This is a genomic window from Psychrobacter sp. TS_SC_6, from assembly GCF_056156305.1.
On record NZ_CM149590.1, the window covers coordinates 2,490,074 to 2,501,918 of the forward strand.

General features: G+C 42.5%; 11 protein-coding genes. 6 read left to right on the forward strand and 5 right to left on the reverse strand.

The window, feature by feature from the left end:
* Nucleotides 1-278: 278 nt before the first annotated feature.
* From AC0J5Y_RS10595 to AC0J5Y_RS10605, 3 genes are all read left to right on the forward strand, one after another.
* Nucleotides 279-842, forward strand: coding sequence for an NUDIX hydrolase (locus AC0J5Y_RS10595; RefSeq protein ID WP_011514442.1), 564 nt, complete (start codon nt 279-281; stop codon nt 840-842).
* A 2-nt stretch (nt 843-844) separates the two neighbouring features.
* Nucleotides 845-1,066: a hypothetical protein gene (locus tag AC0J5Y_RS10600; RefSeq protein ID WP_475130648.1), complete on the forward strand. Its 222-nt coding sequence runs from the start codon at nt 845-847 to the stop codon at nt 1,064-1,066.
* A gap of 142 nt (nt 1,067-1,208) precedes the next feature.
* Nucleotides 1,209-1,403: a hypothetical protein gene (locus tag AC0J5Y_RS10605; RefSeq protein ID WP_475130649.1), complete on the forward strand. Its 195-nt coding sequence runs from the start codon at nt 1,209-1,211 to the stop codon at nt 1,401-1,403.
* A 99-nt stretch (nt 1,404-1,502) separates the two neighbouring features.
* Here AC0J5Y_RS10605 and AC0J5Y_RS10610 read toward each other — a convergent pair whose 3' ends face one another.
* The gene (locus tag AC0J5Y_RS10610) at nt 1,503-4,565 is read right to left on the reverse strand and encodes an insulinase family protein (protein WP_475130650.1); all 3,063 of its coding nucleotides are present in this window, start codon (nt 4,563-4,565) and stop codon (nt 1,503-1,505) included.
* Nucleotides 4,566-4,928: 363 nt separating this feature from the next.
* On the opposite strand from AC0J5Y_RS10610, the gene AC0J5Y_RS10615 reads away from it, so the two are divergent.
* Nucleotides 4,929-5,390: a universal stress protein gene (locus tag AC0J5Y_RS10615; RefSeq protein WP_011514445.1), complete on the forward strand. Its 462-nt coding sequence runs from the start codon at nt 4,929-4,931 to the stop codon at nt 5,388-5,390.
* A 170-nt stretch (nt 5,391-5,560) separates the two neighbouring features.
* Here the strand turns inward: AC0J5Y_RS10615 and AC0J5Y_RS10620 are convergent, their stop codons facing one another.
* On the reverse strand, nt 5,561-6,502 hold the full coding sequence (locus AC0J5Y_RS10620; RefSeq protein WP_475130651.1) for a LysR substrate-binding domain-containing protein: 942 nt from the start codon (nt 6,500-6,502) through the stop codon (nt 5,561-5,563).
* Nucleotides 6,503-6,728: 226 nt separating this feature from the next.
* On the opposite strand from AC0J5Y_RS10620, the gene AC0J5Y_RS10625 reads away from it, so the two are divergent.
* A complete protein-coding gene (locus AC0J5Y_RS10625; protein WP_475130652.1) occupies nt 6,729-7,814 on the forward strand; it encodes a YeiH family protein in 1,086 nt (361 codons plus the stop codon).
* A gap of 203 nt (nt 7,815-8,017) precedes the next feature.
* Here AC0J5Y_RS10625 and AC0J5Y_RS10630 read toward each other — a convergent pair whose 3' ends face one another.
* The 3 genes from AC0J5Y_RS10630 to AC0J5Y_RS10640 all read right to left on the reverse strand — a co-directional run bounded on the left by AC0J5Y_RS10630 (nt 8,018) and on the right by AC0J5Y_RS10640 (nt 10,437).
* Nucleotides 8,018-8,227, reverse strand: coding sequence for a cold-shock protein (locus tag AC0J5Y_RS10630; protein ID WP_010201661.1), 210 nt, complete (start codon nt 8,225-8,227; stop codon nt 8,018-8,020).
* A gap of 245 nt (nt 8,228-8,472) precedes the next feature.
* Nucleotides 8,473-8,895 carry a YbaN family protein gene (locus AC0J5Y_RS10635; RefSeq protein ID WP_475130653.1) on the reverse strand — a complete coding sequence of 141 codons (423 nt, stop codon included), beginning with the start codon at nt 8,893-8,895 and terminating at the stop codon, nt 8,473-8,475.
* A gap of 249 nt (nt 8,896-9,144) precedes the next feature.
* On the reverse strand, nt 9,145-10,437 hold the full coding sequence (locus tag AC0J5Y_RS10640; RefSeq protein ID WP_475130654.1) for a VWA domain-containing protein: 1,293 nt from the start codon (nt 10,435-10,437) through the stop codon (nt 9,145-9,147).
* 301 nt (nt 10,438-10,738) lie between these two features.
* Between AC0J5Y_RS10640 and AC0J5Y_RS10645 the strand changes: the two genes are divergently transcribed.
* The gene (locus AC0J5Y_RS10645; protein ID WP_475130655.1) at nt 10,739-11,704 is read left to right on the forward strand and encodes a DUF1311 domain-containing protein; all 966 of its coding nucleotides are present in this window, start codon (nt 10,739-10,741) and stop codon (nt 11,702-11,704) included.
* Nucleotides 11,705-11,845: the final 141 nt, after the last annotated feature.

Below are 11,845 nucleotides of genomic sequence, written 5' to 3' on the forward strand. Positions count from 1 at the left end.
ATCTCGCTATCACTGCATACCTTTTATGTGACTGACATGCTTTATCTAACCTATCAGCACACAAGGGAATCAACAGTGATTCAATTCACAAAATACGCTGTTATTATCATTGCCAGTATGAGGAAGATTTGTGTTATCTTAATATAAAGAGCGATTGTCAGATAATCATCTGATATTCGATATCCCTACTATCTCATACAACCATCATTATAAATCTTAAAGTTATATGTCCTTAAATTAACCTTATCTCTCTCATTTTATTATATAAGGCAGTCGATATGCGCTATTGTCTACAATGCGGTTGTGAAGCAGAACGCAAAATACCAGCTACGGATAATATACCGCGTTTGGTATGCCCAAACTGTCATTATATTCATTATGAAAACCCAAAGATAATTTGTGGTTCACTGGTCGTCCATAAACATCGGGTACTACTCTGTCGACGGGCAATCGAGCCGCAGTATGGCTTATGGACTTTGCCTGCAGGCTTCATGGAAAACGGCGAAACCATGGCCGAAGGCGCCGCGCGTGAGAGCTTTGAAGAGGCTGACGCGGTCGTGATCAATCCACATTTATATTGCTTGTATGACATTCCAGATATTGGTCAAATTTATAGCATCTATATCACCGAACTAAAAGACGGTGCTTATGGCATCGGCTCTGAAAGTCTTGATTGTGCGTTATTCACAGAAGAAGACATTCCTTGGGATAAGCTTGCGTTTGAGGCGGTACGCCGTACCCTAAAAAGCTATTTTGCAGACCGTCAACATTACGACAGTTATGATCAATTCCCAATTCATCAAGAGATCATTGGCAAAGACCAAGCCATTAAACGCTATTAATTATGACGGTCGATGCCAAGGGTACGCCGTTTGCTGGCGGCGGCATCAGTGCAGGTTTGCATGATATGGCACATATTGGCAGCTTGATGCTCAATAAAGGCAAGATGAATGGTGAGCGCTTATTCCCAACAGCGGTAGTCGATAATATCGAAGCTGGCGGTGATAAAGGTGCATGTGCAAAAGCAGGCTATAAACAGCTTAATGATGGCAGCTATAGTCAATGAAAAGTAAAATCGATACATCAATAGTCCTGTACTACTGGTATCAATTTTTCTCGCTTGCTGTGCGCTTTGCACTCCAGAGGCTTCGAAAAATTTATCCCAGTAGCACTGTAGCGACTTTAAAGTATTTCAACTATATAAAAGTATGTGGTGGCTGTTTAATAACCCCACGCCTATTTATGCAGCGCGCGGCGTCCACGGTCAAACGATCTATGTGGATCCAGCAGCCGATATGGTCATCGTTCGCTTTTCCTCATACCCTGAAGCCAGTAATGGTAAAGTCGACCCAACTTCGCTACCTGCCTATAAAGCAGTCGCCAATTACTTAATTAGAAAGTAAGCCTTTAAAAAATACTGCCTAAAAATAAAAACCGCCGCTTTCATTTTTGTGAAAGCGGCGGTTTTTTATATAGCGATTAAGTCAGTAAACATTAAATGATTAGCTTTTAATCTTACAGACGTTAAAGCCTAACTCTTTTACTACTTCTTCTTTATCATAAGGCGCTAATACCGCACGCACATGTTTTTGACCCTGCAAATATTGTCTCGCCACACGCTGTAAATCAGCAACCGTCACTGCCAATATCGCTGCGCGCATTTTGCGTTGCCACTCTACACCGCGATGATGCAAATCTGCGAAGCAGGCTTTTATTGCCTCACCTGCTGGAGAGCCTGGCTTATCCATACCTGAGATAATACCTAAGATGGCTTCTTCTAACTGCTCATCGGTTTGTGGCTCATTCAATAGCCACTCGATACTGGCGTCAAAATGGGTAAAAGTTTCAGCACACTGCGGATCACGATAGCTAAAGAACTTAAAGGCACATGCATTGGCATCGTAGCCCGCACCGCCGCCATAAGCACCGCCGCGCTCACGAATGGCGCTATGCAGATAACCATTGCGTAGATAAGGCGCTAGTACCATCAAGGCTGCCGTATCAGGATGATCAGCCGCTGGCACGGTATAAGCACTGGCATTATGATAGACGTTGGTCGGAACCAGCCATGCCAGATCGTCAACGGCTACTTCTTCTGTTGCAGCTGTGTTCTCACTACCTAATGCAGCATTTAGCGATAATTCCGTAAACTCACTTGGGATATTTGCTTCAATATTCTTATCAGAGTTGTGTATCTGCTCTGCAATTTTTGGCGCTTGGCTGTCTTTCCAGCTCTCAACGATTAAGTTACTCAAGCGTTCAGTTTGCTCCGCTTCGCAAATGATAACCGCGTGCTTAGGCAAACTGATTAGACGTTGATGTAAGTCCATCAAACTCGTCGCAAGCTGATCCCATTGTGCATCATCGCTACTGGCATGGGTTAAGAAGTCTTTTAGCGCGTTCAATGCTGGCAGACCACTGCGCACATACTCTAGCTGCGCTTGGCGACTCATACCGCGACTGGCGGTTTGCATGGCATAGGAATGCCCTGAACCGGCAAGGTTTGATTGCCAGCCTGCTTGACGCTGCTGCAAGATTTCTTTGATACGGTCATGCTCAGTGAATACACTATGTTCCATGACTTCTTTGAGCAAATCAATCGCTTCAGGTTTACGATTCAGCGCGCGCGTTGCCACCACAAAATAGCTGCTAATCGCTTGGCTGTCATCGATATTGGTACGTTGGCTGATTCTGGCGGTCACCCCTGATGAGTGCGCCGCTTGCTTCGCTTGCATTTCATGAGCACTAAGAGAGTCTGTACCTAGCTCTGATAATAAGCTTAAATAGATAGGCAACAGCGGATGATTGATGACTTCATTAAAGGGTAGCTCGCTTGTATCCTCATTACCAATCGCATCAGTCAAAGGTACGATGATTTGATAATAATACAAGCCGTTAGTGCCCGCTTCATATTCAAATAAGGTGCTCTCTTTACCGCTTAGATTAATCTGCTTTTGCGTGCCTTGCTTAAAGCTGATATCGGTCGGTACGTCTTCTAAACCCACTTTTGGTAATAAGCTTAAATCATCAGGTGCTGCTTGGCGCGCTGCCAAATCAAGCGCTTGTTGTTTTAAGATAGCTTTATCATCAGCGGTCAAATCCATCTCGATGGTATCAAGACGGGTCTGCTCCGCTGCTGCCAAACGGGCTGTTTTTTCGCTATCAGGCGTCATAGTAACGCGGACACGATGCTGATTATCAAGCAAATGGATTTTGATTAAATTTGGCAGCCACTGCGCGTCAACGACTTGCTCACGTAGCCATTGCAAATGCTCATCAACTTCCCAGACATCAATAGGATTACCATCATGGATGGCAGTGCTAAAGCCTTCTAGCATGAGATTTAGACCATAAGGCATACTATCGCCGCCGATATGACGCTGATCAATCTCGATTTGGTGCAAGATAGTTTCAATGGTTTCATCGTCAATCGGTTTGCTCGCGACCTCTTTAAGCAAATCAATAATACCCTGCTCTACCGCTTCGGCGTGTTCAGGGTTAGAGCCGCGTAAACCGGTATAAAAAACCATCTCATAATGACTGTCATCGAGTCCCAATAACGGACTTGGCGCTTTGCCTAGTGGATGGCTATCTAAATAGGCACGTAACGGCGAGCCAGCATGCTCAATCAATACGCCCTCTAAGAGACGCAGTGCCAAACGCTGCTTCGGATCAGTAATCGATGGCAATAACCACGCAAGCACGTGATGAGTCTGATCGGGACCAGCTTCATCAGCAGTATAAGTATCGACCGCGCTAATCGGCGCAGACAAACGCTGCTCTGGACGCGAAACATGTTTTTTGCCCGCTTCAAACTCAATCAAAGCATCGTCATGAATTTTTGCTTGCGTTTGGGCAACTGGAATATTACCAAAGCTCATAATCACACTGTTTGACGGATGATAATGGCTTTGATGGAATTCAACCAGCTCATTATGAGTCAAGTCTGGGATATCAGCAGGATCACCGCCCGAATTATAATGGTACGTCGTCGTTGGGAACAAATGATGGGCGACCGTATGATACAGCTGGTCAATCTCGCCACTCATTGCGCCTTTCATCTCATTAAAGACGATACCTTTAAACTGTGGCTTATCATTTTCATCCAACTCAACACGGATACCTTCTTGGGCAAAATCAAGCGGATGAATATTGGGAAAAAATGAGGCATCAAGATAGACAGCAAGCAAGTTAAAATAATCATTTTTATTTTGCGTCGCATACGGATACGCTGTCCAATCAGCAGCGGTCATCGCATTCATAAAGGTATTGAGCGAACGCTTAATCATTGAGAAAAACGGGTCGCGTACGGGGAACTTCTCAGAGCCACATAAAGCCACGTGCTCTAAAATATGCGCCTCACCTTTTGAATCCATCGGCTGGGTACGAAAGCCAACCAAAAAGGCATTTTCATCACTCGGATGCGCCAAGTGATAATGCATCGCTCCGGTTTTGATATGCTGACTGATCAGCACATCCATCGATAATGCATCGATATGGCGGTGCTCAATCAGCTCAAAGGCAGGATGCAAGGTTAAATCGGCAGTAAATAGCGTGTCAGTCATGGTTATCCTTATGCATTAATTACTTCAGTATCATCTTAGCCAATAACCAAGGTATGAAATCGATATCAGCAATTAAAATAGTAAAATTTATATTTATAAAAAGATCGCTTTGAATAAACAATTAAAGTTATCAAAGCCTCATAGGTCATCTTCGAATTGAATGGCATTTATCAGCTAAAAAGAATTTGCCTAATGACAGTAGATGGGGCTAATACGCTAGTAAGTCAAGACAGTGGGTGGAGAAAAACAATAAGTCATCAAGAATAACGGATAAGGATAGCGTCCGATTTAACAAAGCCTACTTAACAGCAGTCATTAGTAGTGCTATAGTTAAAATCATCTGCCACAAGGAAGGAGCCGCTCATGAGTTACCAACATATTTTATTGGTCACCGATTTACTATCTGATGCTGACTTGGTTGCTCAAAAAGCCAAGCGTATCGTTGATAATCGTCCTGACTCCAAATTATCGGTATTGCATATCGTAAAAGATACCATGGTTGGCTTTGGCTACGAGCTGGTGCCTGCCTCAAGCTTATATGATGAGATTGATGATGAGCGTTGCCAAGAAGCGCGTGCAAAACTGGCGCAGTTCTTAGATCGTAACGACTTACATGTGGTTAACTCTGAAGTGACGACTGCCATCTCTAATAGTGAAGGTATTGTCAACTATTGCCATAAGAATGACGTTGACTTATTGGTTATTGGTCGTCATGAACGTCATGGGATCGCAGCTTGGCTTAGCGGTGCAACGGCAGATAATATCTTGCCAAATGTACCTTGTGACAGCTTAGTTGTAAGGCTTGATAAGCCGGTCAATAAATAAGTGTCAGCATAGAATGAATACAGTCGATACTAAATAAGATAAATGCACTTTATTATAGGGCGAAACTGGTACAAGTTTTTTTTGCTTGCTGTGGCTGCGCCGACAGAGGCTACAAAAAATTTATCCCAGTTTCGCCCTATTTTTTAATATGGGGCTGACTATAGCTACCTTTACACATGATCCTCTTGAATAATATCAATAAAGCTTTGCCAAATCGGGCTTTGATGGCGCGCTTTATGCCATACCAGCCACCATGTACGTGACAAATCAATTCCTGCAACCTGCACTTGTACCAGCTTCCCTGTTGCAAGCTCTGCTTCAATGACGTGCTGTGACAGGCACCCAAGTCCAATATCAGCGCTGACCATATGCTTAATCGCCTCTGACTGCTGTATTGCCATAATCACCTCAGCATTGGGCAAATGCTGCAATAATTGCTCATCAATGATCTGCCGCGTACCAGACCCCGTTTCTCGTACCAATAGTGGTAGCGTTGATAGCTGCTTAATACTCAGCTCATAGCAATTATTTGCATCGTTATAATAACCCACATCGGTCAACCATTTGCTGTCGTGCTTAGCAAAAAGCATCAATGTATCAGTGCGCCACACGCGCTGCTCAATCACCTTCATATCTACTGGGCGCGGCATACCTTCGACTAAAGCAATATCAATGTTTAGTTGCTCCACCTCTGCTACTACTTCTTGAGTATTGGCAATATACATATCGACATCTGCATCTGGCAGCATCTCATAGAGCTTGGCAAGCAGCGGCGGCAGCACATAATTGCCAATGGTGGTACTGGCACCGATATGGATCTGCCCTGCTTGGTGCTTATGATAATGCTCTAGTGTCAAAGACTGCCCTAGGATAGCTTGAGCTTGTATATAAATAGGATGGGCATTGGGGTGCTGATTGAGCCTACGCCCAACCCGTTCAAACAATGGCATTTGCAGCCTTGCTTCTAATTCTGTCAACGCACTACTGACCGCCGACTGCGATAAATGTAGCGCTTCACTGGCACGACTGGTACTACCTGTTTGATAAATACTGACAAACACCGATAGTTGCTTGAGGGTAATCTTTGGTAATCCCTGCATGGCTTTTTTCATAATTTCTCTGACATCCTATCTTATTGATACAACCTAAAAACCATCTGTTATTTTAAAAACTCTCTATTATCTAAAAACTGTCTTTTTAACCCTAAAACTTTCCATTAACCCATAAAATCGATAATTTGTATCTAATTAATCTGTTTTTATTATAGATTGGTCTATCTTATAATGTCTATTCATAAGCTTATGCTTATTTCGATTATAGATAATAGGACGGTCAGTCATGTACGCCTTGACCCAATCAGTGAACAACTATTTTCCACGCAGCCGCCATCTAGCAGGGCTCATCGTCGTGCTGATTGGCAGTTTATTTTGTTTATGGCTCAATACTAGTGTAAACACATGGACAAATGGGCGCATCGTAGGACTGTCGTCACTGACGCTGGCGATTTTAATCGGGATGATACTTGGCAATACGGTCTATACCAATTTTGCTGAGCGTTTAAATGAAGGGGTTTGTTTTGCTAAAGGGCAGATTTTACGACTCGCCATTATGTTTTATGGTTTTAAATTAACCCTCACACAAGTTGCTAGCGTGGGTCTACCAGCAGTGATGAGCGATGCGCTGGTACTCACCTCAACCTTTTTATTGACCTATTGGATAGGTACTAAATTATTAAAAGTCGATAAACAAACCGTACTATTGATAGGCTCAGGCGTCAGTATTTGTGGTGCTGCCGCCGTCATCGCCGCCGACCCAATCGTTAAAGCAGAAGCGCATAAAGTCACTATTGCCGTGGCGACAGTAGTGGTCTTTGGTACGGTTGCCATGCTGCTCTACCCCTTTCTTTATCATCTTGGTTGGTTGCAACCTTGGTTAAATGCTCAGCAGTACGGAGTTTATACGGGTTCAACCATACATGAAGTGGCGCAAGTCGTCGTCGCTGGTAACGCAGTCAGTCCCGAAGTGGGTGACACAGCTGTTGTCACCAAGATGATACGGGTCATGATGCTCGCTCCTTTCTTACTGGTATTGTCTTTTGCTCTGACCAAAGGCTGTAGCGAAAATGGTGGAAGTGCTTCATTTATGAGCCGTATTAAAGAAGTCAAAGTCCCTTGGTTTGCCTTTATATTTATTGTCATCGTCTTACTGCACACTTGGGTGCCGATGACCGCAAGCTTTGAGCATAGTATGGTGATGCTAGACGATGTGCTGCTCACGATGGCAATGTTTGCGCTGGGCTTAACGACTCATCTGAGTGCTATTAAACAAGCGGGCGTTAAACCTCTTATCTTAGGGACGATTATGTTTGCTTGGCTGATCGTTGGAGGTGGATTGATTAATATTGGTATTAGCTTGATTGGCTAAAGTAAACTCCCAAACACCCTTGCCGTTCGTTATCATTCTTGCTGTGAGTTATATAGATCAAAAATGCCGCCGACCAGAGTAGTCATCGGTATTTTGGTTTATCGTTTGATTTAAAAGCCAATCAATATAAAGTGTAGACGAAAAAAAACGAACCCGAAGGTTCGTTTTTTATTCATCTTGCTCTAAGCGTCTATAAAGACAGATTAGATAGCAACGATGTTATGAGCTTGTGGGCCTTTTTGACCTTGAGTTACAGTGAACTCAACTTCTTGACCTTCAGCTAAAGTTTTGAAGCCTGAACCAGTGATTTCGCTGTAATGAGCAAAAACGTCTGCGCCAGTTTCTGGAGCGATAAAACCAAAGCCTTTAGCTTCGTTGAACCACTTAACTGTACCTTTTTGAGTATCTGACATATTGATAATCCTACTTTTAAATTTATTAATGGTCTAGTGACCGGTAACGCTTGCAAATAGCTACTGAACGATAAATATTAAAACGAAGGATTATAACTAATACTACGAGGTAATGATTTGGTGCAGAACTGCTCTTAAGCTTGGAAGTATTATAAGGGCAAGATCCCATTTTCGCAAGTCTTATCTTAGATTTCATGTAACCAAAGCCACTTTTTGACTGTTTTTCGCCCTAAAATCAACGCATTTTAGGCATTTGGCAAACGGAATAAATAGACCGCTACCCCAGTACAGACCGTGGCTACCAGCCAAGCTACCCACATCATGTCAGCAGGAATGTTAAAAAATAACATCGTTGTTGAAATGGTCATCATTATAGTCGCTAGCCACTTAGCATAGAGGGGTACCGCATGATTATTTTCCCAATCGCGGACGAATTTACCAAAATATTTATGATTAATCAGCCAAAAATGAAAGCGTCGTGAGCTACGTGCCCAGCAACCCGCCGCCAACAAGATAAAAGGTGCGGTCGGCATGACAGGTAATAATACCCCAATGATACCCAAGGCAAAAAACAGCCAGCCCAATAACAAAAACATCCAACGCACCGTTGGATTGTTATGTTGATTGGTCTTGGGTCGATAATAAAAGGCTTTTTTGTGTTGGCTCATAAAAATACTGTCATTAAATGATATGGAGTGGCTGATATTTGATAAAGGTTAGACAGCTAACGTCTTAAACCAGATAATCATTTATAGAACTGCCTATCTATATAGGTAGCTAAGCATGCAATATCACTCAAAATGGTACAAGGCTATTTTTACGAGTTTTTTGCTATCAATAGGTATGTTTGGTTAGTGGTTGGGTAAATGAGCTCACGCTCTTTGACCATGTTTTATTATTAAGGATGCTATCCTAATTTACTTCGCTATCAATCCTATCTTCCGTGCCTCTTTTAGCCAGCTTGGGAACTCTTCTAGCATGTTTTCATACAAGGCTTCTTCGCTGATATCATCCAAATCATCGAGTTCAAAAAAGTCGCAATTATCAATCACGCGCCCTGTCATATCGTCTAGTTTTTTTAGGATGCCATAACCACGACCACCTAAGCCCACAAACTGCCAAAATATTGGGAGTTTTGCCGCTTCCGTCATGACTCTGGTGATACCTCGATTGTCACTCACCCCGCCATCACTAATAAATAGCACGTATACGGGCACATGCAAGCCGTCTTTTTGATAAAACTCAGTCACGGCTTTCATGACTTCTGCTTCGTTATTCACACGTGGGCCAAGCGCCCATTTGCGCCAGCCACCATGAGCGTTATCAATGAAACCGTCATAGTTACTCAGTCCAATCTCGCCCAAATACTGCGGATCTCGGGCAAACGCCCAGCAGTCTAGCGCTTGGTCATCATCGAAGTTCACTGCCAATGGCAATATGCGATTGACCACCTCTTGCACGCGGCCTTTTTTGTACTGTCTGTTCATCGAGCCTGAGGCATCTAACACCAGTGCTACCTTTGCGGTTAATTGCTGCAATTGGCGTTTCTCAAGCGATATCGTGGCTTTTTTGGCAAGATTGACCAGCTTTGGTGCTTTTTCTAGCATGACCTTTTCTAATGATGGTTTTGCTTGAAATGGCGTTGCCGTTACGTCTGCTTGCGAGCTACCCTCTTCTACATCGCCACCGAAATGCTGCACGATGGCGGCAAGTCCACCATTAAAGCCTTGCGCGACGTTAGATACACGCCACACACCGCCCTTACGATACAGCTGCATGAGCATACTGGCTTGCTGCTGGGCAAAGTCTGCTGCTTGATACTCTGACTGCGCTTTTTGCGACTGCTGCCAAATGCCAATCTCTAGCGATTGGATTTGATACAGCGGGGTGTCGGCTGATAACACAAAAAACAAGCTGTCGATATTATCCGTCAGTTTAGATAAGTTAACTTCAAATTCAGCTTGGATGCTGCTAGAAGATGATGGCTGAGACTCGTAATGGGTGAGTTCGATTTGCCCGCATGGTGAGGTTGGCTGATTATAAGACACCATGTAATCATCATTGATCAGTTTACCCGCTGCATCTAAGGCAAAGCAGCTGATGTCCATCTCTATTGGGCTTTGGCGAGTGAACTTAAGCGTAATTGGTGCGGTATCGTCAATAGCAAGATTGCTTAAAGGCGAGCGTTGTCCGACAGTGAGATGGTTCATGATGTTCCTTACGTTAGCGTTTTATTCCTTTAAAAATAATAAGCTAGTTACTGGCATTAAGAAGCTGCTACAGCATGAGTCATAACAATTTTTAAGGCAAACTCAAATCTAGTTATAACTAAAAAATTAAAATTACTTATTGGAGACAGAACTTTAGTTTGCCTTATTAAATGGCAATTAGCGAAAAACTCAGGCATAATTTTTATGTTGCTTAATTATGTATTAAAAGTAACTATCTATAACCCCAATAATTCTAAATTATTATTTAATTCGCTAATTCGCGATACATTACAGGTGATTCATGAGGTTAAAATTTGCGATTGTGCTTTCCATACCCTTCTTAATCGGTCTTAGTGCCTGTGATAAAGGTCTTAGTTCTATATCTAGTAACAACACAAACTGTGGCGATGAAAGTTCTCTTCAATTAGTTCAATCTTTGTTAGATGATAGCACTCAATCTTACGTTAAAAGGATCGCTTCCAATGAAGGTGTATCGACGGATAGTTCTGCTTTGAGAGCTAGTACTAGTCAAATTACTTATTCATTAGAAGATGTCCGTACTTCTAAAACTGATCCCAACAGCACAAAAGTCTTTTGTGTTGCAGCATTGTCTACAAATTTGGATACTGAAACAATTGATCGTGCTAATTTAGTTAATGAGTACTATGGAATATCAGAAGTTAATGAACAAGCGTTTCAACAGGATATTGACATGGATGGTAACGTTATAAACTATTCAATTGAATACTCTATACAACCTACTGATGATGGAAAAAATATTTATGGTCAATTACAAAATGGTTCAGAGCTTATCGATTTTATTAGTACGACAGTAGTCAGTGCTCTTCAGAAAAACAATGTACAAGCAATGAAGTCTCAAGAACAAAAGGATAATGCACAAAGAGCTATTGCTGAAAAACAGGCGATGGAAGCTGAAGCTTTATCAACCGCAGAGGCTGAAGCAAATGCGAGTATGGAGGCTGCGGAGGAGCTTGCCAATATTTCTTCTGAAAAAGCCAAAGCTAAGGCTACAATGGATTATAAACGTAATGAATTTAACGAATTATGGAGTTCAGCATCGACTGAGATTAGAGAGTCTTTGGCAGAAGGACAAAAGGAATGGGTAGCAGAACGTGACGAAATTTGTATCAACCGTGCTCAAGAGTCAGAAGTAGCTTGGCAAGAAGTTGTTCGTATGCAATGTATATCAGAGTTACTGGGTGACCGTTATTATCAAGTAAAAGAATATATCGATACATACAGTTGAGACAAATCTAATACCAGTAAAGTATTCATTGAAAAAAACCGCTACAGCATGAAATTGTAACGGTTTTTTCACTTCAGGCAAATTAGAAACTTAATTTTAGACACTAAGAGTGAGTAGTAAATTACTTGTAACTACTTCACA

Excerpts from the sequence above, each read along its gene's own strand:
- AC0J5Y_RS10595 (WP_011514442.1), top strand. The coding sequence starts at position 279 with ATGCGCTATTGTCTACAATGCGGTTGTGAAGCAGAACGCAAAATACCA.
- AC0J5Y_RS10600 (WP_475130648.1), top strand. The coding sequence starts at position 845 with ATGACGGTCGATGCCAAGGGTACGCCGTTTGCTGGCGGCGGCATCAGT.
- AC0J5Y_RS10605 (WP_475130649.1), top strand. The coding sequence starts at position 1,209 with ATGTGGTGGCTGTTTAATAACCCCACGCCTATTTATGCAGCGCGCGGC.
- AC0J5Y_RS10610 (WP_475130650.1), bottom strand. The coding sequence starts at position 4,565 with ATGACTGACACGCTATTTACTGCCGATTTAACCTTGCATCCTGCCTTT.
- AC0J5Y_RS10615 (WP_011514445.1), top strand. The coding sequence starts at position 4,929 with ATGAGTTACCAACATATTTTATTGGTCACCGATTTACTATCTGATGCT.
- AC0J5Y_RS10620 (WP_475130651.1), bottom strand. The coding sequence starts at position 6,502 with ATGAAAAAAGCCATGCAGGGATTACCAAAGATTACCCTCAAGCAACTA.
- AC0J5Y_RS10625 (WP_475130652.1), top strand. The coding sequence starts at position 6,729 with ATGTACGCCTTGACCCAATCAGTGAACAACTATTTTCCACGCAGCCGC.
- AC0J5Y_RS10630 (WP_010201661.1), bottom strand. The coding sequence starts at position 8,227 with ATGTCAGATACTCAAAAAGGTACAGTTAAGTGGTTCAACGAAGCTAAA.
- AC0J5Y_RS10635 (WP_475130653.1), bottom strand. The coding sequence starts at position 8,895 with ATGAGCCAACACAAAAAAGCCTTTTATTATCGACCCAAGACCAATCAA.
- AC0J5Y_RS10640 (WP_475130654.1), bottom strand. The coding sequence starts at position 10,437 with ATGAACCATCTCACTGTCGGACAACGCTCGCCTTTAAGCAATCTTGCT.
- AC0J5Y_RS10645 (WP_475130655.1), top strand. The coding sequence starts at position 10,739 with ATGAGGTTAAAATTTGCGATTGTGCTTTCCATACCCTTCTTAATCGGT.